Below are 19891 nucleotides of genomic sequence, written 5' to 3' on the forward strand. Positions count from 1 at the left end.
CGATTGCTTGTGGTTCAGAATGGCTGAAATAGCTTATTAGTCCGCACTTTTTATCCATATATGAAATGTTACGAAATTACCTGGCAAAAATAATAATTCTTGAACGATTCCTCGTACAGATAATTAAAAACTACATCTATTCCAAAAAACCTCGTTAGCTTCCGCTAGCCATTTTATGGTTAACAGACTCCTTAATTGAATACAAATGAAAATGAATTATAAAATATTGGGAAAAAAATAGTAAATTGATCAGGGTAGTTACTTATGACTGCAACTGTTGCTAAAACGTGAGAATTAAATTTTTAGTACTATTTTAAATGTGGTATAAACCCCGGAACTTCTGCCATATAGCGGGAATATGCTTCACCAAACTCCTCCAATGCCTCTTTTTCCTCACTTTTGCCAGCCTTTTGTACATATATACGAAGATTGGAAACATAATCAGAGTCAATATTGTGGGCCATTGTATCAGAAATCCTATCATCACAAGTATGAAGCCGTCATATTGAGGATGACAGACATAGGCATAAGGCCCGGTAGTTGCCAATTCATGATTCTTCCGTGCCTTGTATAGCACATCCCAGGCTGAGGAGAGGAGATATAGCCCTCCTAGAATGAAAATATAGCTGATGAAATGAATCAGATTTAGATGAGGATCTCCTTCCATGCCCAGAAGGTCACTCCATAGATGTCCGGCATTGTGAGAGTATATATCCAGCTCTGGATATGACTTGCCAGCCACCCTGATAGCAGGTAGATGGTCAGAGGAAAACCGTACATTTCGGTAAATAACGCAACTGTGAAGGCTGCAAATCCTCCAAGGGAGCGCCAGTCACGCGATGTTTTAGGATGTGTGAAGCTAAAGGCAAACATAATGAATATAAGGGAATTGATGATAACCAAGGACCAGAGACCATATGCAGGTGCATAGCTCATATTAACTTCTCCTGATTGTGTTCATGCTGACCTGAACCTTGCTGCTCTCCTGCGCCCTGTCTGTTCCTTTTCTTCTCCCTCTCCTTCATGCTCATGCTTTTCCTGACCGTGCCCTCCATGTCCTCCTCCACACCCTCCATGTCCTTCGTGTCCTGAGTGCATGAAAAGGTGCATCAGAATGAAGACACCGAATATTATGTAACTAGAATATGCCAGAAGGTGCGCCCTATGCTCGGTAACCAAGTAGAATGCAATAATAACTAAACTGAAGAACGCGATTACCTTTATGATGAGATTATCTCTTGAACTGGAATTCACCCCATTCACCCGGAAAATTCCCATTTTTATTATTTTAAATAATCTTTAATAAAAATTACTTTTGTGACAAAAACTGAAACTCTTAATCGAGCTCTGTTCTATTTAGAAGCAAGGCATTGATCGTCACTAGCAAAGTACTTCCAGCCATGGTAAGGGCTGCAATCTCAGGCCTCAACAGCAGCCCAATTGAAGGATATAAAGCTCCACCGGCGATCGGAAAAGCTATGAGGTTGTAACCTGCCGCATACCAGAGGTTCTCAATCATCTTCCGCCTGGTAGCTTTGCTTATGGCTATCACCTTTATCACATCCAGGGGATCGCTATGCATAAGCACAACATCTGCAGACTCCAGGGCCACATCCGTTCCCGCACCAATGGCTATACCCACATCAGCCTGTACCAGCGCTGGGGCATCATTAATGCCGTCTCCTACCATAGCCACCAGCTTGCCCTCCTGCTGGATCTCTTTCACCTTGTCAACCTTTTGGTCTGGCCGAACCTCGGCAAATACCTTCTCTATCCCTAAATCTGTGGTAATGCGTCTCGCTGTAGCCCAGTTATCCCCGGTGAGCATGATACTTTCGATACCGAGAGCCTTGAGCTGCTGTACGGTTTCCCGTGAGGTGGGTCTAGGGGCATCGGCCACGGCGATAAGTCCTACCAATCTGCCATCCTTGCTGATGTAAATCACTGTTTTACCCTGTTTTCCTAACTCCTCGGCCTTGGTCTTTATTCCCCCCATAGCTATTTTCTGATCCTCCATCAGGCTGAGATTACCCATGAGAATTGTACTACCCTCAACTTGGGCCTTTATACCCTGGCCGGTTACCGCTTCAAAACTGCTTGCTGTGAGTGGGGCTGTTCCCTTAGCTTTCTGAAGTATCGCCTTGGCAATGGGATGTTCCGAACCTTGTTCCACAGAAGCTGCAATCATAATCAGTTCGGATTCGGTCACTTCAGGAGCAGTTACCACATCCGTCGCCTCAGGCTCACCTTTAGTGAGCGTTCCTGTCTTATCAAAGATTACGGCCTGCAGCCGGGCAGAGTCCTCTAAAGCTACAGCACTTTTGAAAAGGATACCTCGCTGGGCAGTCATTGTAGTAGCTACCTGAATAGCCATAGGAGTGGCAAGACCAAGGGCATCGGGACAGGCTATTACTACTACTGTAACAGCGAGAGTGAAGGCAAAGACCAGAGACGCATTGGCGAAGAAGTACCAGATTATGAAGGTAAGGGGCCCAAAGATTATAGCTGCCACAGTGAGCCATATAGCTGCTCTGTCGGCCAATACCTGCGCTGGAGGCTTCGATGCCTGGGCAGCAGCTACTAATTGAACGATCTGAGCCAAAGCGGTGTCAGCTCCCACTTTCGTGGCCTTGAACTTGAAGGAGCCTGTCTGGTTGATAGTTGCGCCTATAACCTCGCTTCCTGAAATCTTATGAACAGGTACGCTTTCTCCCGTAACCATGGCTTCGTTCACTGAAGACTCTCCTTCGATGACTATACCGTCTACGGGTATCTTGTCGCCTGGCCTGACCACGACAGTATCGCCAACTTTGACTTCAGCAGTTGAAATTTCCATCTCTTTCCCATCCCTGATAACCTTGGCCATGGAAGGTGAAAGTTCCAATAGGGCACGGATAGCTGAGGATGCGCTGCCTCTGGCTCTGAGGTCGAGCCAGTGACCTCCCAGGATAAAGACCATTAGCACAGTCGCAGCCTCGTAGAAGGTCTCGGCCTTAAAGAAGAATGTAGCACCAACACTGAACACATAAGCAGAGAGCACAGAGATCGTGACCAGGACCGCCAGGTTTGGAATGCGATTCTTTATAGCATGCATCGCGTCCACGTAAAACATCCATCCACCATAGAAGACGACGGGCGTGGCCAACAGAAGCATGAAGACGTTAGGATTCAGCCAAAAGGGAACGGGCAACTCTATTCCGGTCAATTCTCGCACTAACATCGAGTAAGGTAGAATGAGCAGGGTCAAGGGTATTGAAACCAACAACCTGCGATACATATCCTCGGCCATGGATTCGATATCGCCATGTATTCCCTTGTCTCTTCCTGGTATGGGTTGAGACGTACCATTTCCCGGAGCGCCGTGTTCCTCGTGAGCGCTCTTTCCATGATCAGGTTTCATGCTCTCCTCTAATATCATGAGGCCTGAAGACACGGCAGTGATAACCGCATTCAGCCACTATATGCTGAATTCCTCCTACGGTGATGAGGCTTTCATCGTACTCTACAATAGCCACTCCGCTTACAGGGCTGACCTCGACATGTTTGATGCCCGGATGCATACGGAGATGTTTTTCAACTGCCAGTGCATCCCCTGGATGAAGGAGCCAATCAACCTTGACCACAGCTTTTTTCAATCGTTAAACCCCCTTCTGCTACAAAAATTCGAAAAACATTCAATAGAGATAAGCTCTGCTAACGAGCCGCCCTGCCAATTAAATTGTTAGCTGATCTTCATTACTTTGCAAAATAGTTGTAGATATAAGCAAACAGCGCTCCCACAATTAAACCGTAAATCAGCATCCAAATGGCGCTAATCACTGCACCCAATACTGTAGGCGTATATCCGGGGTGGAAGGGTGCGATTATCTCTAAGAATTGAAGCCCCCGCCCAGTTAATACTACAAAGAGAGCGAATATCAGGCTGATTACACCCGACGCAATGCCACTTGCCAGAGTAAATGCTTTTACATCTAACTTCACAGATTTTCCCCCTCTTTTATTTAATAATTATTAATTTGATATAATATATATTCATCAATTTTAAAACTTGGAATTTTGTCTTAAAACACAAGTCAATAATCCAATATAATTATAGAAACCGAATTCTGAGGAATAGTATGGCCTGGAGAGATTATGGAGAACTGTTTGTAAGGTATAAGGAAAATCCTATACTTACTATTGAAGATTGGCCTTATCGGGCTCACTCGGTATTTAACCCTGCAGTAACTATGGTTAATGGTACAACTCTATTAATGGTGCGTGTAGAAGACCACAGGGGTTTTTCTCACTTAACAGCAGCCAGGAGCAAAAACGGAATTGGAGACTGGGATATTGATAGCGAACCAACCTATCGTCCAGACCCTTTAGGCTACCCTGAAGAAATATATGGTATTGAAGATCCGCGTATAACTTACATAAATGAGATGGAAAAATGGGCTGTAGCATACACGGCTTTTTCGGATTCAGGTCCTTTAACATCTCTTGCCTTTACAGAGGATTTCTACAATTTTGAACGGATAGGAGCTATACTGCCGCCCGGGAGTACAGACGCTTCTATTTTCCCTGTGAGGTTTAATGGCAAATGGGCAATACTACACAGACAAGTATCTAGTGTGATGGGTGCGAAAGCAAATATCTGGATCTCCTTTTCTCCGGATATGAAATACTGGGGAGATCATCAGGTTCTTATGCATACTCGGGAAGGCGGATGGTGGGATGCACATAATATAGGTACATGCCCGCAGCCAATCCGTGTACCTGACGGGTGGCTAATCATGTACCATGGAATACGTCAGACAACACCTAAACTGAGTTATCGGGTTGGACTGGCTCTTCTTGACCTTGAAGATCCCAGAAAAGTGCTTCGCAGGTCAGAAGGATGGGTTTTTGGACCTCGTGAGATGTACGAACGCATTGGAGACGTTAGCGATGTAGTTTTCCCCTGCGGATGGGTCCTGGTGGATGATGAGATTCGTATCTATTATGGAAGTGCGGATACCTCCGTATCAATGGCCAGCGCAAAAGTGAGCGATATTCTTGAGTATATCCTGATGCCCTGATGAACAATGTCCTGAAGAATAATGATGGTTCGAAGAAAACAAAGGAAAATCCATTGATCCTGAAAAAATTATTTGAATATTCCATAAAAACTGAAAATCTGTTTCTTTGGGTTCTGTGTTAAAGGACTTAAGCACCTGAGGTACAATGATAAGTACAATAGCTGTAAGTACAATAGCTGTTGAGACAAAATTCTGTTTTAGGCAATTAAAAGTTTAATTTTTATTTATCTCTCAATTCAACCGAATAATCTAAATATAATTATTCAGTTTCAAAACAGAATGGATAACTCAAAAAACAGTGCAATATTTTTCTTAGAACTTTACGTATACGTGGGGAGCTAGATAGAGCTATTCAGTAAAATAGGAGCTCAAGCAGGTAGAGAATACTCACTTGAAAATAGAATTTATCCCTACCTAATGCTAAGAAAGTCGAAGGCTTTTATGTCAACCGCCTTTTTATTTCTTCAAATTCTTCCTCAGTAATTTCGCCTTTTGCATACCTTTCCTTTGCAATATCCAGTGCCGACTTCTCTTCGCCCCGGGACTTATTCTGTTCAAGAAGTCGTTTGATTAGTAGATAAGCTAGCACAATTATAAGAATCCAGAAAAGGAGTCCGAACAACATACCTCCAAACCCCATCATACCGTAACCGTAATCACTCATATATCCATCTATTGTAACCACTCCCCAAATTTCTCTGTCTCAATATTGGAATTTTCTGTGATCTTAAGGACATATCTGCCTGAAAAAACTAGAAATCAGAACGATTATTCAGGCTTGCTTAAGGGGGGTAAAGCACACTGCTACTCCTTTAAGGAGCTTGCCAATATCTGCTGCTTTAGCGCTCTCAACAAAAACTCCTCTTGTTCCAGATATAATTACAGTCCATTCGCCACCGCTGTATATCCAGTAATGCTGAGGTGTCCATTTCATCTTATAGAGCTCCGCGTAAGCACTTGCCAGAGCATCAAATATCATATTTACGGCTCCGCAGAACTTGGCTGTCATCTCAGCCATTTCTTTGGGCATCTCAGTGTTGGCCTTATAATCCACAAGTTTTCCATCGGGACTGAAAATCCCAGCTGCCATTACGCCCTCAAATCTCAGAAGCTCATCTAGCGATAGATCGCACTCTTTTGTATCCATACATTAATCCCCCAATTAAATGGTATATTTGCAAATTACTTGCTAAATCTTAGATTTAGAGGAAAGTCTGCTTTATTCCTCTGATGCTGATCATAAGCCCGCTGGTTCTTCGCTTTTTTGTACAAAATTATTTAGCGGGCTTAATAGTCCTTTAAACTTAGTTTTTGCATAAATGAATAAATGATTGACAATATTATTATATAATAATATCAAATTAAAAAAAAGAAAATTAAAATCTTGGGTCACGAGGATGGGTTACTGAAAATATAAGCACAAGATCCTCTAAATTTTTCTTAAACAAAAGTAATGCGCTCTTTTTTCAGATTCGATCAATAACTCACGGACATTACCAATTAAAGATGCGTCAGTTTATTTCTATTTCGTCACCCAGGGCTTAAAATATATAGTTAGAATTTTGCGGATCATCCAAGGCTTGGTATAAATCCCGGAACTTTTGCCATATAGCGAGAATATTCTTCGCCAAATTCCGCTAATGTATCCCGCTCCTCCCGTTTTGCCAGCTTTTTATACACCAACACCAGGATAGGGAACATCACTAGAGTCAATATTGTGGGCCATTGTACAAGAAATCCCAGCATAACAAGCACGAAAGCAACATATTGAGGGTGGCGCACATAGGCATACGGCCCGGTGATTGCAAGTTCGTGGTTCTTTTGTGCCTTATACAGCACACTCCAGGATGAAGATAGAAGATATAGTCCTCCAAGGATTAGAACGTAGCTGAATAAATGAATCGGACTGAGGTGAGGGTCCCCTGTCATGCCCAGAAGGTCGCTCCAGAGATGTCCAGAATTGTGAGAGTAAATATCCAGCCCCGGGTAGCGGTCTGTCAGCCATCCTGATAGCAGGTAAATGGTGAGAGGGAAACCGTACATTTCTGTGAAAAGTGCAACTATAAACGCTGCAAATCCTCCAAGAGAACGCCAGTCGCGCGATGTTTTAGGTTGCATGAAACTTAAGGCGAAGATAATAAAGATTAAAGAGTTAACTATGACCAGAGGCCAGAGACCATATGCTTGAATAGTACTCATTTTAGACTCTCCTTGTCGTGTTCATGCTCCCCGTGTCCGTGCTGACCTGTATATTCATGCACTTCGGCATCCCGTTCAACTCCTTTTTCTGTGTCACTAAGTTTGTGTTTTCCACTTCCATGCCCAGAATGTCCTCCATGTTCTCCATGTCCCCCATGCCTTCCACACATGAAAAAGTGAAGAAGGATGTAAGCAAGGAAGAATATGTAGCTGGAATATGCCAGCAGGTGAACTTTATGCTCTATCAGCAGATAGAATGCAATAGTAGCTAAACCGAAAAGCACTATTGCCTTTACGATGAAATTATTTCTTGAATTGCAGCTTGCTCCATTCATTTGGAGTTTCTCCTTTTTTCAGTTGTAAGAATGATCGTTTAATAAGAACCACAAGTAAGAGAGTTTCTGGACAATTTTTTCTAGAAACTAGAGTTATATTCATATCATTAAGATCAATAACTCGTCTTGAGGTTCTTTTGCCCACAACCGAAAAATGATTATATAATAATTATAAAAATACCACTATTAAATTTTATTCATAGCGGCAAAAATTGAACCTTTCAATTGAGTTTTGCTTTGCTATTCACGAAAGCTTTAACAGTATATTGAGGTAAAAGCATGGAGGAAAAATTAACCGATGAAGAGAAAGAATACTACTCACTCACTAGAAAGGCGTTTGCTGCATTGGCTCCTTTTTATGATATTATCGCTGCACCTTTTTCCGGAGTGAGAGATAGAGTTGTGAGTCTTACAAATGCTCAAGAAGGTGCTAAAATATTAGATGTTGCCACAGGAACGGGAAAACAGGCTTTTGCGTTTGCAGAGAAGGGGTATGAAACTGTTGGAATTGATCTTTCTAATGCCATGCTTAACGTGGCCAAAAAGAAAAGTAAATTTAAAAATGCGAGATTTGAAGTTGCTGATGCAACAAATCTGCCATTTGAGGATAATAGTTTTGATGTTTCTTGTGTGTCGTTTGCTTTACACGATATGCCTTTGAGTATAAGAAAAAAGGTATTGAGAGAGATGGTCAGGGTAACCAGAACTAAAGGAATTATAGTAGTTGCTGATTATGGTTTACCAGAAAGCAAAATCAGTAAATTTTTAATTTACCATTTCACTGTTCTATTTGAAGCCGAATACTACAAAGATTTCGTTAGATCGGACCTTGAACCGCTGCTTAACAGAAATAGAATTAAGATAATAGAAAAAGTTACTGTATTACATGGAGCTGGAAGAATATTGAAAGGGATAAATAATAAATTATAAGGACTCACAAAGTTGAAATAAGAAATCAACGTTGACAAATAATTATCTGTTTAAAAGACATATTTAACGATCAGGCCCCGAAACTCAAAACGACTTGTCTTAATCTCAAACTTCGGATGACCTTTTCACTTTTGGTCAAGAGAATAGTTCTTAAACGTTTATTGATGTGAAGATAAAATTGGTTTTAGAATAAACTCAATAATTGATCAAGAATGAATAACTGAATATATCCCAACCAGAAGCCCACCTGCAAACCCAAAAATACCCAGTAAAGAAATGTTTCCTTCTCCCCTGATTATCAGGTATGCGGAAGCAATAATTACTACAGCTAAAAACAGATTTTTTGACATTTCATCAAGCAAGCGATATTTTTTAATAACATCGCCCTTGCCCTGTAGCTTCTCTATTCTGTATCCGCGTATGGTTTTGATAACATCATCAATACCGATAGGGATATTTTTAAGCGTATTTAAATATTCGTCAGCTTCAAACTGGATACCTTCCACTATCTTTCCCGGAGAATAACGCTCTTTCATTGCTTCAGATATCAACGATTTTGCTTCATTCATAATACTATAGTTGAGATCGAGTTTAAGGCATACACCTTCGATAAGCAAAACAGCACGTTCCAGCGTGGAAAACTCCGCCGGCAGAGAGATATCGTGTTTTAACGCAAGTATTGCATATCTATCGCTTTTTCGCCCCTGGGCTCCGTAGTGCTGGTCTGCTATCAGATCGTCCATGTCTCGTTTAAGGTTACGAATGTCAACATCTTCTTCGGTAAGGTTACCAATTCTTAAAAACATATCAGTTGCCATATCAACTTTCTTTTTGTATACGGCATAAAAAAAGTCCAACATATTCCGCTTTAATTCACCATCAATCGTTCCAACCGCTCCAAAATCAATAAATGCGACGGAACTATTCCGGGCTATAATATTTCCGCTATGCGGGTCAGCATGATAAAATCCGTCTAAATATACCTGTTTTAAATAACTTGAACCTATGATCCTTGCATACCTTGACTTTGTTTCCTGATCAACACCAGTTAAATCTTTAATTTGAATGCCTTCTATGTAATCCATGACCAGGATATTTTCGCGGCAATAATCCATATATGCATCCGGAATTATCACATCTCTGACATCTTTGAAGTTTTCCTTCATCCTTTTCATGTTTATGGCTTCAAACCTGTAGTCAAGCTCTCGATGCAGCATTTCTCTAAACTCGTACAGGAATGCATCAAAATTGAAATTTTTACCCGTTCCGATTATTTTAACCAGAATCGGTTTCATGTCCTCGATAATAGCAAGGTCAAGATTGATTGTATCTATAAGGTTCGGGCGTTCAATCTTTACGGCAACTTTCTTGCCTTTCAAAAAAGCTTCGTAAACCTGCCCAATTGATGCACTTGCAATGGGTTTCGTGTCAAAATCATCAAATATGTCCAGTATATCACCACAGTGGTAACAAACAGGACTATGTACGTGTCCTCCTTCCGACATTCCACATATGCATTCGGTTTCGAAGGATTTTCGCATTATATTAAAATCAAGAGGTTTGACCCTATCCTGTAGCTTTTCCAGTTCCTGTACATAGGTAGGGGGAAGCAGATCGGAACGTTTGCTCAATGTCTGGCCAAGTTTGATAAAAGTGGGACCGAGTTCTTCAAAAGCGAGCCTGAGTTTTACAGCATTACTGCGGTTTTTCAAATCAACGGAGCATGTACATTCTTTGTTTGATATGTAATCCCTGTGGATATCTTTGTACAAAAGTGAGAATAAATTGTACTTTAAGAACACTTTTGTAATAGTAAGGTATCTTTTTGCTTTTTCAAGCATAAACATATATTAAGAACTTTAGGTAAATATAAATTCGACTTAATAATTCTCATTTAATGTCTTATCTTATGAAGGACTGCAAAAGAAATAAAACACTGGAATAACTAAAATTTGGCTCCAAGTATAGATTTCAATCTGCGAGAAAACGGGCAGTTAACTCAGAGAGAATCCCCAGAATCATTACCAGGGTCACAGCCAGCAGGGCGGTAGACCATAACCTGGCATCATATACTTTCAGTAACTTTCTTGCATTTTTTGAGCTCAGTAGAATCCCGGAAGAGAGCGCAAATAATATTATTGTTATCAAGCTCACAGTTATCCAGTGATGGCCCGTAATTTCTACCAAAAACTGTCTGAAATCAGTTGATAAATCGTGAGCTATAATGATGCAACCGGTTAAAAAGATAGTAATTGAGGCTGATGCGATGAATGTTCCCGATTCCTTCATGTCAGACCTCCGCTCCAATTTTTCCGGTATTTGATATGATCGCTCCCATAAGGAACATGAGCAGCACCATAAAGAGTGCCAGATAAGCAGTTGTTCCCAGAGCACGCCTGAAACTGACATCATTCAGAAAAGTGTCTCTATCAAGAACATAGAGTGTAAGTGATAGAGCAAGAGCGATTACAGGCAGAAAGACAAAAACATGCTCTTTTGCCTCCATTATAATTTCATGTGCCCAGGGATAAGGACCTTCCAGGATTACAGGTTTTATCCTGGAGCCGTAGACCGTCAGGTAATTGTAACCACCTGCAAGCCAGCATCCTGCAATCACTAGAAGTGTAGCAAAATAGCTTGCTATCCTGACTCTTGTGAGTGACCTGTCTGCCGGATACCTGACTTCCAGAAGTACCCAGACCAGAGCAAGAGCAACCAGACCTCCGGATATCGAGTGCAGGAGAACCAGACTCTTTGTTCCTTGAGTTACTCCGTTATATAGACCCCAGCTGGCATCAACGAATAGAATTGGAGCCAGGGAGTATCCCATTATTTTGTGCAATCCTCTGTAGCTGGCCCGGTTCTTTAAAACCAGACTTGGAATTATCTGTAGAATTACAATAAGAACGATGATCAGACCCAGCTTTCCGTGGACAGATGATAGTACGGGCTCTCCATGCTGCAGCCTCATCAGCAGACCATAGATAAACGATCCCAGGATAAAGGCTCCAAAATAAATGCCGCTCCTTCTATGAAGCCTGAAGACGTTCCCAGGGATTCTCTTTATCCTTCCTTTGAGCATAGCTCCGGTTGTAAGAGCATAAGTAATCAGCAAAAGACTGATGATAGCTATCAGAGCGTGGCCTATCCAGCTTTCGTACAGAAAGGCAATGCCACTAATAACTAAAAGTAAAATCAGACCTATGTATATATCTGATGCCTTTTTATCTGATATCTTTTGTCTTGGTTTCGGTTCTTTGGAAATCTAATCCCCCCGGTAATACCTTTTCCAAAGATTTTCAAATATATCGGTTACCTTACTGAACTTGGAGTCACATATAACTCACTTAAAGAATGCCTCAGAGCATCACTGTCCTAACGAACTCTTTTGTGGACATTCTTTTAGGACAAAAAATATAGTCATAATTAAGTATGGTTATAATAAATAAGATAATTCATATAATATTACTTGCCTATGTCATTTTAAAATCCTTTGACATCTGTTTTAAAAAAGTCTTGAATCTCAGCAGGTATATCTTTCAGATCTGGATTTGATCCCAAAAGTATAATGCCGTGATGAGACCAATACAATAAAAATATGATTGCATATGAGGAAATTATTTTTGTAGCTCTCCTCACACTGCTGGCAAGCCTGATCGGGACTCTGGCCGGATTCGGAATATCCACAATTATGGTGCCTGTTCTCCTGACAGTCCTTCCTCTGCCTCAGACCCTGCTTTTTGTAGGCATAATTCACTGGTTTAATGATATCTGGAAAATGCTCTTATTCCGGAAAGGCATAAGATGGAAACTCTTTCTTGCCTTTGGACTTCCCGGTATCTTCACGAGTTTCATTGGATCATCTTTGTCCCTGAGAATTTCCCAGGAGATTCTCTCAAGAGCTTTAGGAGTATTTCTTCTGGTCTATGTTCTTTTTATCACCTTCAACCGAACCTTTAAACTTAGCCAGCGGTTATCAGTAGCAGTATCCGGTGGAGCCCTGACAGGATTTTTTGCAGGCATTTTCGGCATAGGAGGGGAAATAAATGCAGTAGCCCTGAGTGCTTTCAATCTGGAGAAAGCCATCTATATTGCAACCGCAGGTGCCATATCATTTATGATCGATTCTACAAGGATAGCAACCTATATAGGAGGCGGCATAAGGCTGAACCCTGCCATTTTATCAGGCTTTTTTGTCTTCATACCCATGTCTTTAATCGGGGCAATGATCGGAAGAAAGGGAGTTGAAAAAATACCTCAGGAAAAATTCAGGAACTTTGTTGCAGTTTTCATATTCTTATTCGGGATGAAACTGGTGCTGTTTCCATAGTTTGATGGGAACCTTTGCTCTATAACTTTTTACACGATCTTTGTGCTCTATACCGAGTTTTCCAGGAAATTTTTGCCTCTAAATTAACGTTTAAATATTAACAGCGAGTTTGGTGTTTTACCAGTTCACAATTGTGAACTTAAAAACGTGAAGCTATTGCACAAGACAGATGTAAGCTAGAAAATTTTTAGCAGTCTTAGATATGTGGGAGGAAACTACCCGGAAATAAAGGTGCCCGCAATTGAATTTAGTAAAACTTGCAAATAGAGGTCTTTGAACAATGAAGTTACCTGAGATTTACCATCATGATGATCATTCTCATAAAGATGATCACGATCATCACAACCATAGTCATGACGGGGGAGACTTCACTGATTATACGGAAGCCGTGTCTGAATACAAAAAAAGTTTTCCGACGAAGGCAGAAGTGTTAGAGCATACACCTGATCCAGCGGTTAAAAAGATGTTATTGCAGATGGAGAAGGTCGGCTGTGAAACTCCTTTTGATCGTTTTGATCAGCAGAAGCCACATTGTAACTTCGGTATGGCGGGGATATGCTGCCGCAATTGTAATAACGGACCGTGCAGGATCACCAGAAAAAGCCCTAGAGGGGTATGTGGAGCGAACGCAGACCTCATTGTCGCAAGAAACCTGTTAAGATGGGTTGCTGCAGGCGTGGCTGCCCATGGTGCCAGAGGGCGAGAAATTATGCTTGCCTTAAAAGCTTCCGCAGAGGGTAGCCTGAGACTACCGATTGCAGGCGAGGAGAAATTAAGAAAATCCGCTGTTCAGTTAGGCATCGATATTGAAGGAAAAACAACAGACGCAGTCGCTTTGAAGGTTGCCGCCGCTCTCCTTGAGGATTTATCCAGAGCAGTGCCCGAAAAACATAAAACATTAAGTGCTTTTGCAACGCCGGAGCGAATAGAGGTATGGAAAGATCTGGATATTCTCCCGGTTGGCGCTTATCACGAAGTGTTTGAAGCTCTCCATCGGACAACCACGGGGACCGATGGGGATTGGAAGAACGTTATGCAGCAGTTCCTGCGATGCGGTCTCGCCTTTGCCTGGACCAGCGCCCTTGGATCTTCAATTGCCATGGACAGTCTTTTCGGCCTGCCTGAGAGAAGCACGGTCAGGGTGAATGTCGGAGCTCTAAAGGAAGGATATGTGAATATCGCAATTCACGGTCACTCCCCTCTTCTTGTAAGCGAGATTATAAAGCAGGGGAGAAGTGAGGAGTTTGTATGTCTTGCAAAAGAAAATGGTGCTGAAGGAATTCAGTTTTACGGCATATGCTGTTCTGGGCTCTCTGCAATGTACCGCTATGGCGGGGTAATACCGTTATCAAATGCAATTGGAGCAGAGCTTATACTCGGGACCGGTGCGCTTGACCTCTGGGTGGCCGATGTTCAGGACGTCTTCCCGACAATCATTGATGTGGCAAAATGCTTTAAAACAACGGTAGTTACGACCAGTGATTCGGCAAAGCTGCCAGGGGCAGAACATTACGGCTATGACCATATTCATTCAAACCTGAAAGAAACGGAAAATTTGGCGAAAAAAATAATCCGAAGGGCAATTGAAAGTTTCGCAGCAAGAAGGGATGTCCCGGTTTTCATTCCCGATTACGAGGTTAACGCAGAAATAGGCTTTTCACTGGAGTACGCTGTAAGCCGTTTTGGAAGTATAGATGTTATCGCAGATGCATTGAAAGAAGGCAAGGTCGCCGGTGTGGTAAATCTGGTAGGATGCAGTAATACAAGAGTTGTTTATGAAAAAGCAGTTGCTGATGTAGCCACCAAATTAATCGAAAATAACATTCTGGTTCTCACCAACGGCTGTGCCTCATTCCCCTTAATGAAACTGGGTTTCTGCAACCAGGAGGCTCTTGACAGAACCGGAAGAGAGTTGAGAGGATTTTTAGAGCCTGACCTTCCTCCGGTATGGCATATGGGAGAGTGCATTGACAATGCCAGAGCGTCTGCGTTATTCAGGGCTTTATCTGACGCTTCAGGTAAAGATATCAAAGACATGCCGTTTGCACTTGCAAGCCCGGAGTGGTCAAACGAAAAAGGTCTGGGTGCTGCCCTTGGTTTCAGATTACTGGGCGTAAATTCATACCACTGTGTGCATCCTCCTGTACAGGGCTCGGAAAACGTCATGAAATACCTGTATGAAGATACCGGAGAGACCCTGGGCTCAGTAATGGTAGTGGAGTTAGATCCTTCGAAGCTCGCCGACAGGATAGTATCGGATATTCAGGAGAAAAGAAAAGCTCTCGGATGGAAGTAAGGACGATATTGAATATATAAAACCAATAAAATTTTAATCGGAGTAGTTAGGATGAAAAAAGCAATTGTTGCAGTTGTGTCGGCTGTCATAATAGCGTCCTTGTTGTTCAGCCTGGTCGGTTGGGGCAATGATAAAGAAGAAAACTCTGCACAAAATGAAATCAAGACTGTGAAGATCGGTTATCTTCCAATCACCCATGCCCTTCCATTATTTGTTGAAAATGATCTTCCAGCAAATGATTCCAGGAACTTCAAAGTGGAACTGGTAAAGTTTGGTTCCTGGACTGAGCTCAGTGATGCGGTAAATAGCGGGCAGGTTGACGGTGCTTCTATGTTGATTGAACTTGCTATGAAATCAAAGGAGCAGGGAATCGATCTGAAAACCGTTGCCCTGGGACATAGAGACGGTAATGTGGTGGTCGTATCTAAGGATATCAATGAGGTTGCTGATTTGAAAGGAAAAACTTTTGCAATTCCTCACAGGCTTTCAACTCACAACGTTCTTCTATACAAGATGCTGAAGGAAAATGACCTTACAGTCAATGATCTGAATATTGTAGAGCTCCCACCACCGGAAATGCCAGCTGCTCTTTCCGAAGGAAGAATTTCAGGCTACGTAGTTGCAGAGCCTTTTGGAGCAGTAGCGGTAGCAAGCGGCAACGGGAAGGTATTGTTCGAATCCCGGGATTTATGGAGTGGTTCCGTGTGCTGTGGTCTTGTACTTAGAAACGATTTCATTGAAAACAACCCCACAGTTGCAGCGGAATTTGTAAAGGAATACGTCAGAGCGGGTGAAAGAGCCGAGTCCAAAGACCCCGAAGTTCTGGATGCTGCGAGCAGGTATATGAAAGTCGAACCTGAAGTACTCGACCTATCACTCCAGTGGATTTCCTACAATAACCTGAAGCTGGAAGAGAAGGATTACAATGAACTATCCCAGTATCTTGTGGAAATGGAGCAAATGAAAAATCCTCCCAAATACTCGGAATTTGTGGATAATTCATTTATTGAAACGGTAAAGTGAGAACAATGGAAAGACTAAAAAAGGCAGGTACCGTCATTGTAAGCCTCACTTTGCTGGTTTTACTCTGGGAAATTGTGATTCTTACCGGAAGGTATGAATCATCCCTCCTTCCTTCCCCCTTTAAGGTTCTGGAAGGCATAGCTGAACTGATCAACGATGGAACCCTCGCTACTCATTTCCAGGTCAGCCTGTTAAGGTTCCTGACCGGGTATTTGACGGCATCAGTTACAGGGATTTTCCTGGGTCTGACTCTTGGATATTACGGAAAAATGTGGGCTTTTATCGATCCTGTGGTGCAGGTGTTAAGACCTGTTTCGCCAATTGCATGGTTCCCGTTTATAGTTCTCTGGTTTGGCATTGGGGATTTGCCCGCTGTCGTGATCATTTTTATAGCGGCTTTTTATCCGGTTCTCCTATCAACCATTTCCGGAGTTAAAAAAGTAGATCCGATATACCTTAAAGTAGCTCAGAATTTCGGTATCAAACAACCAGATTTGTTGTCAAAAATTATCTTTCCGGCAGCTTTTCCAATGATTACAAATGGTCTGTATATGGCATTGGGGTCAGCCTGGGTATTTCTGGTTGCCGGAGAAATGGTTGGAGCTCAATCAGGACTGGGATACTTGATAATTGATGCAAGAAATTCAATTCGGTCAGACCTTGTACTTGCCGGGATTATCTGCATAGGAGTGACAGGGTTTTTACTGGATAAAACGATCAGGCTTCTGGAAAACCGGGTGCAAAAGCAATGGGGAATGTCCCCAGAAAGGGTGAGTTGATATGTTTATTTCTGTTGAAGGAGTATCAAAAACATACGAGCTAAAGGACAAAAGTAACTCCGTAGCTCTGGAAAAAGTCGATTTATCAATTGAAGAAGGGAAATTCATCTGCCTGCTTGGTCCGAGTGGATGTGGAAAAACAACGCTCTTGAATATGATAGCAGGTTTTGATAAACCTTCTACTGGAGTTATTAAGATTAACGGAGGTGATGTTAACCAGCCTTCAATTGATAGAATTGCTATATTTCAGAATTTTGGACTGCTGCCCTGGAGAACAGTAATCAAAAACGTAGAGTTGGGGCTGGAATCAAAAGGATTCGATGAGAAGAAGCGTCGTGAGATAGCTGAAGAATATCTCGAACTGGTAGGATTGTCGAATTACAAAAAACATCACCCTAACCAGCTTTCAGGTGGTATGCAGCAGAGAATTGCTATCGCAAGGGCTCTCGCGGTTGACCCGGAAATTCTTTTTATGGATGAGCCCTTCGGCGCCCTGGATGCAATGACAAAAATGACCATGCAGGATGAAATCGAAAGAATCTGGCAGGAGAAGAAAAAAACAATCATATTTGTTACACATGATATTGAAGAAGCAGTATTTTTAGCGGATAAAATTGTTGTTATGACAGCTGGTCCCGGAAAAGTGAAAAAAATCATTGATGTGCCGTTAGTCAGGAAAAGGGACAGAACCAGTCCTGATTTCCTGGCTATACGCGATAAGGTGTTTACGGAATTATGAGGGCTCGGAATTATAAAGGCTCGTACCCTGCCTCCCGAACAGCAGCTCTAATTTGTTCAAGGTCGGTTCTGGTCTCCTCGAATTCCACAACTGCTTCTTTTGTTTCCAGATTTACATCAACCTCAGTTACGCCCTTTACGGAAGCAATAGCTCTCCCCACTTTAATTACACAATGATTGCATTCCATGCCTTCAATTCTTATGATTTCCTGTGCCAGAGAAACTGCCCCCTTTCTCTTAATAAACGTAAGTTTTGATTCGGCCGGTTTTGCCGAGTTATATAAAAGTAAAACGGATATTGTAAAATGTCATTCTGTACTGTATTAATTTAAATTCCTCTTTATTAGAGCCTTTGCATTGAAAAACTTACTTTCGTTCTCAGTCTCTGCGCAATAGAGCAATGAGAGTTATAAGGATTGATCCTCCAAACCCGATAAGTCCTACCCAGGAAAGAGCACCTCCGTTCAGTAATATAAAAGTCGAGACAACGAGCAGGACAACAAGGAAAAACTCAGTAGAGAAAACACTGCGTTTGCTTTCTTTTTGTTTTCCTTCAAGGAATCTGTCCCCCATGTCTTCCATTTTGTCGACAAGCTCCCTGATCGCGGCCCTCAGTTCGGCTTTTTCATTCACTGGCTCGGCGGAGAATTCGATGTGCAGAGCAGGTCCTTTTGTGGCATTGAGTTTCTTGTAGGCATCCATAAGGACAGGGATTGCAATGCTTTTAATATTGTACCTCGGGTCAAGTTCGAGGCAGACTCCTTCTATAAGCAGGATTGCCCTCTGAAGAGTTGAGAATTCGCCGGGGAGTCGGATATCGTATTTCAGGCCCAGCTTTGCATAATTGTCGCTCTGGCGGCCTTCAAGCCCGTAGTTCTGGTTTGCAATCAATTCATCCATGTCCTTTCTGAGCCTGCGGACATCCACATCTCTTGCGTCCGCACCTCCTATTTTCAGGAAGCTCTGTGTTGCCTCTTCTACATCCCTGTTATTGATGGCGTAATAAAATTCAAGCATGTTCTTTTTGAGCTCGTCATCTATACTGCCAACAGCCCCGAAATCGATGAAAGCAATGGTGTCGTTCTCCTCAACCAGCATATTGCCGCCGTGGGGATCTGCATGGTAAAAGCCGTCAATATAAACCTGCTTCAGGTAACTCTTGGTAATCGTGCGAGTATATTCGGACTTTTTGCTTTGAGGCACCTGCATGTCAATTATGTCTTTAATCTGGGTTCCCTGAATAAATTCCATTGTAAGGACATTTGCCGAACAGAAATCCGGATAAATTTTAGGTACAGCAACATTTTTCACATTCTTAAAATTATCTTCAAAACGTCTCATATTAACAGCTTCAATCCTGAGGTCAACTTCCCGTGTAAGCATTTCCCGGATTTCCAGCAAAAAAGCGTCAATGTCAAAGTTCTTTCCTATTCCCAGGACCCTTTTCACTACAGGCTTGAAGTCGTCAAGAATCGAAAGGTCAATATTTATAATGTCAATCAGGTTCGGACGGAGAATCTTGACAGCTACGGGCTTGCCTTCAAGGACGCCTTTATAGACCTGAGCAATAGACCCGCATGCAATCGGATCAGGGTCAAAGCTGTCGAAAATCTTAATAAAGGCTCTGGCTTTTCTTTCCCTTGCAGCTTTCAGCTGCTCTTCACTTTTTTTCCTGTTTCTTTCCTCAGGTATCTGATACTCACACACGCATGCAAGATCAAGAGATTCAGCCATCTCTTCAAAAGGCACAGGCTTAACCTTATCCTGCAAATTCGACATTTCAATGACATATGGCTGGGGCACAAGGTCAGGCCGCTTGCTCATAGTTTGACCCATCTTGATAAAAGTGGGTCCGAGCTCTTCAAAAGCTTGCCTGAGTTTTACTGCTGTCTGCCTGTTTTCAAGGTCAAAATCACAGGTACAATCGGTATTTGAAATATAATCGGTGCGCAGATCCCGGTAGAGTTCGGGAATAAGATTGTACTTCAAAAGAACTCTTGTAACCTCAAGATAGCGCTTTGTTTTCTCCAGCATTCCTTTATGAATTAGTTTTTATTGTTTAATAGAGTTTCTTTGGAATATTTCTTGGGAGCACATCGATTTTGGGCTTTTGAAGAGCTGGATAAATTGATTATATGTATTATCGGATGTTTTATTGATTGAAAAGACAATTATGAATTAAATTGGATAATTGCGAATTA

At 42.1% G+C, this 19891-nt stretch carries 21 protein-coding genes and 1 pseudogene; 7 read left to right on the forward strand and 15 right to left on the reverse strand.

What is annotated here, in order from left to right; genetic code table 11:
• Positions 1-313: 313 nt before the first annotated feature.
• From MSHOH_RS26145 to MSHOH_RS16135, 6 genes are all read right to left on the reverse strand, one after another.
• Complete coding sequence (locus tag MSHOH_RS26145; protein ID WP_204245339.1) at positions 314-667, reverse strand: isoprenylcysteine carboxylmethyltransferase family protein; 354 nt, start codon at positions 665-667, stop codon at positions 314-316.
• Positions 646-936, reverse strand: coding sequence for a hypothetical protein (locus MSHOH_RS26150; protein WP_204245340.1), 291 nt, complete (start codon positions 934-936; stop codon positions 646-648). Before MSHOH_RS26150 ends, MSHOH_RS26145 begins: the two co-directional genes overlap by 22 nt.
• A gap of 21 nt (positions 937-957) precedes the next feature.
• Positions 958-1254, reverse strand: coding sequence for a DUF2933 domain-containing protein (locus tag MSHOH_RS16125; protein WP_204245341.1), 297 nt, complete (start codon positions 1252-1254; stop codon positions 958-960).
• A gap of 82 nt (positions 1255-1336) precedes the next feature.
• A complete protein-coding gene (locus MSHOH_RS16130) occupies positions 1337-3418 on the reverse strand; it encodes a heavy metal translocating P-type ATPase (RefSeq protein ID WP_204245342.1) in 2082 nt (693 codons plus the stop codon).
• Positions 3390-3635, reverse strand: a complete 246-nt coding sequence (locus MSHOH_RS24050) for a heavy-metal-associated domain-containing protein (RefSeq protein ID WP_052730897.1) — start codon at positions 3633-3635, stop codon at positions 3390-3392. The genes MSHOH_RS16130 and MSHOH_RS24050 overlap by 29 nt, the downstream gene beginning before the upstream one ends.
• A gap of 100 nt (positions 3636-3735) precedes the next feature.
• Positions 3736-3981: a hypothetical protein gene (locus MSHOH_RS16135; RefSeq protein ID WP_048141172.1), complete on the reverse strand. Its 246-nt coding sequence runs from the start codon at positions 3979-3981 to the stop codon at positions 3736-3738.
• A 137-nt stretch (positions 3982-4118) separates the two neighbouring features.
• On the opposite strand from MSHOH_RS16135, the pseudogene MSHOH_RS16140 reads away from it, so the two are divergent.
• Positions 4119-5082, forward strand: a pseudogene (locus MSHOH_RS16140) (glycoside hydrolase family 130 protein).
• Between the two features lie 417 nt (positions 5083-5499).
• Here MSHOH_RS16140 and MSHOH_RS16145 read toward each other — a convergent pair.
• From MSHOH_RS16145 to MSHOH_RS16160, 4 genes are all read right to left on the reverse strand, one after another.
• Entirely contained in the window at positions 5500-5745 is a 246-nt protein-coding gene (locus MSHOH_RS16145) for an SHOCT domain-containing protein (protein ID WP_239451018.1), read from the reverse strand.
• Between the two features lie 87 nt (positions 5746-5832).
• Entirely contained in the window at positions 5833-6207 is a 375-nt protein-coding gene (locus tag MSHOH_RS16150) for a DUF2173 family protein (protein ID WP_048141175.1), read from the reverse strand.
• Positions 6208-6629: 422 nt separating this feature from the next.
• Positions 6630-7259: a methyltransferase family protein gene (locus MSHOH_RS16155; RefSeq protein WP_048141177.1), complete on the reverse strand. Its 630-nt coding sequence runs from the start codon at positions 7257-7259 to the stop codon at positions 6630-6632.
• A complete protein-coding gene (locus tag MSHOH_RS16160; protein ID WP_048141180.1) occupies positions 7256-7594 on the reverse strand; it encodes a DUF2933 domain-containing protein in 339 nt (112 codons plus the stop codon). Before MSHOH_RS16160 ends, MSHOH_RS16155 begins: the two co-directional genes overlap by 4 nt.
• Positions 7595-7873: 279 nt before the next feature.
• On the opposite strand from MSHOH_RS16160, the gene MSHOH_RS22330 reads away from it, so the two are divergent.
• Entirely contained in the window at positions 7874-8524 is a 651-nt protein-coding gene (locus tag MSHOH_RS22330) for a class I SAM-dependent methyltransferase (protein WP_052730898.1), read from the forward strand.
• 206 nt (positions 8525-8730) lie between these two features.
• Here the strand turns inward: MSHOH_RS22330 and MSHOH_RS16170 are convergent, their stop codons facing one another.
• From MSHOH_RS16170 to MSHOH_RS22335, 3 genes are all read right to left on the reverse strand, one after another.
• Complete coding sequence (locus MSHOH_RS16170; protein ID WP_048143567.1) at positions 8731-10365, reverse strand: ABC1 kinase family protein; 1635 nt, start codon at positions 10363-10365, stop codon at positions 8731-8733.
• A 130-nt stretch (positions 10366-10495) separates the two neighbouring features.
• On the reverse strand, positions 10496-10813 hold the full coding sequence (locus tag MSHOH_RS16175) for a hypothetical protein (protein ID WP_048141181.1): 318 nt from the start codon (positions 10811-10813) through the stop codon (positions 10496-10498).
• 1 nt (position 10814) lies between these two features.
• Positions 10815-11639, reverse strand: a complete 825-nt coding sequence (locus MSHOH_RS22335; RefSeq protein ID WP_052730899.1) for a hypothetical protein — start codon at positions 11637-11639, stop codon at positions 10815-10817.
• 483 nt (positions 11640-12122) lie between these two features.
• On the opposite strand from MSHOH_RS22335, the gene MSHOH_RS16185 reads away from it, so the two are divergent.
• From MSHOH_RS16185 to MSHOH_RS16205, 5 genes are all read left to right on the forward strand, one after another.
• Positions 12123-12854 carry a sulfite exporter TauE/SafE family protein gene (locus MSHOH_RS16185; protein WP_048141183.1) on the forward strand — a complete coding sequence of 244 codons (732 nt, stop codon included), beginning with the start codon at positions 12123-12125 and terminating at the stop codon, positions 12852-12854.
• A 280-nt stretch (positions 12855-13134) separates the two neighbouring features.
• Positions 13135-15150 (forward strand): anaerobic carbon-monoxide dehydrogenase catalytic subunit, encoded by a 2016-nt coding sequence (cooS, locus tag MSHOH_RS16190; RefSeq protein ID WP_048141185.1) that lies wholly within the window; start codon positions 13135-13137, stop codon positions 15148-15150.
• Positions 15151-15201: 51 nt separating this feature from the next.
• On the forward strand, positions 15202-16173 hold the full coding sequence (locus MSHOH_RS16195; RefSeq protein WP_048141187.1) for an ABC transporter substrate-binding protein: 972 nt from the start codon (positions 15202-15204) through the stop codon (positions 16171-16173).
• Between the two features lie 5 nt (positions 16174-16178).
• Positions 16179-16952 carry an ABC transporter permease gene (locus MSHOH_RS16200; RefSeq protein WP_048141189.1) on the forward strand — a complete coding sequence of 258 codons (774 nt, stop codon included), beginning with the start codon at positions 16179-16181 and terminating at the stop codon, positions 16950-16952.
• 1 nt (position 16953) lies between these two features.
• Positions 16954-17691 (forward strand): ABC transporter ATP-binding protein, encoded by a 738-nt coding sequence (locus tag MSHOH_RS16205; protein WP_048141191.1) that lies wholly within the window; start codon positions 16954-16956, stop codon positions 17689-17691.
• Between the two features lie 10 nt (positions 17692-17701).
• Here the strand turns inward: MSHOH_RS16205 and MSHOH_RS23045 are convergent, their stop codons facing one another.
• Together MSHOH_RS23045 and MSHOH_RS16215 are read right to left on the reverse strand one after the other, a co-directional pair.
• Positions 17702-17932, reverse strand: a complete 231-nt coding sequence (locus MSHOH_RS23045; protein WP_275425591.1) for a heavy-metal-associated domain-containing protein — start codon at positions 17930-17932, stop codon at positions 17702-17704.
• Positions 17933-18068: 136 nt separating this feature from the next.
• Positions 18069-19724: an ABC1 kinase family protein gene (locus tag MSHOH_RS16215; protein ID WP_048141193.1), complete on the reverse strand. Its 1656-nt coding sequence runs from the start codon at positions 19722-19724 to the stop codon at positions 18069-18071.
• Positions 19725-19891: the final 167 nt, after the last annotated feature.

It is taken from the genome of Methanosarcina horonobensis HB-1 = JCM 15518, from assembly GCF_000970285.1.
Taxonomy (GTDB): Archaea; Halobacteriota; Methanosarcinia; order Methanosarcinales; family Methanosarcinaceae; genus Methanosarcina; species Methanosarcina horonobensis.

Bases quoted from the DNA above. Each gene is read 5' to 3' on its own strand.
- MSHOH_RS16215 (WP_048141193.1), bottom strand. From the start codon at position 19,724: ATGCTGGAGAAAACAAAGCGCTATCTTGAGGTTACAAGAGTTCTTTTG.
- MSHOH_RS16205 (WP_048141191.1), top strand. From the start codon at position 16,954: ATGTTTATTTCTGTTGAAGGAGTATCAAAAACATACGAGCTAAAGGAC.
- MSHOH_RS26150 (WP_204245340.1), bottom strand. From the start codon at position 936: ATGAGCTATGCACCTGCATATGGTCTCTGGTCCTTGGTTATCATCAAT.
- MSHOH_RS16200 (WP_048141189.1), top strand. From the start codon at position 16,179: ATGGAAAGACTAAAAAAGGCAGGTACCGTCATTGTAAGCCTCACTTTG.
- MSHOH_RS16195 (WP_048141187.1), top strand. From the start codon at position 15,202: ATGAAAAAAGCAATTGTTGCAGTTGTGTCGGCTGTCATAATAGCGTCC.
- cooS (WP_048141185.1), top strand. From the start codon at position 13,135: ATGAAGTTACCTGAGATTTACCATCATGATGATCATTCTCATAAAGAT.
- MSHOH_RS16130 (WP_204245342.1), bottom strand. From the start codon at position 3,418: ATGATATTAGAGGAGAGCATGAAACCTGATCATGGAAAGAGCGCTCAC.
- MSHOH_RS26145 (WP_204245339.1), bottom strand. From the start codon at position 667: ATGGAAGGAGATCCTCATCTAAATCTGATTCATTTCATCAGCTATATT.
- MSHOH_RS16175 (WP_048141181.1), bottom strand. From the start codon at position 10,813: ATGAAGGAATCGGGAACATTCATCGCATCAGCCTCAATTACTATCTTT.
- MSHOH_RS16185 (WP_048141183.1), top strand. From the start codon at position 12,123: ATGATTGCATATGAGGAAATTATTTTTGTAGCTCTCCTCACACTGCTG.
- MSHOH_RS16150 (WP_048141175.1), bottom strand. From the start codon at position 6,207: ATGGATACAAAAGAGTGCGATCTATCGCTAGATGAGCTTCTGAGATTT.
- MSHOH_RS16170 (WP_048143567.1), bottom strand. From the start codon at position 10,365: ATGCTTGAAAAAGCAAAAAGATACCTTACTATTACAAAAGTGTTCTTA.
- MSHOH_RS16160 (WP_048141180.1), bottom strand. From the start codon at position 7,594: ATGAATGGAGCAAGCTGCAATTCAAGAAATAATTTCATCGTAAAGGCA.
- MSHOH_RS16155 (WP_048141177.1), bottom strand. From the start codon at position 7,259: ATGAGTACTATTCAAGCATATGGTCTCTGGCCTCTGGTCATAGTTAAC.
- MSHOH_RS22330 (WP_052730898.1), top strand. From the start codon at position 7,874: ATGGAGGAAAAATTAACCGATGAAGAGAAAGAATACTACTCACTCACT.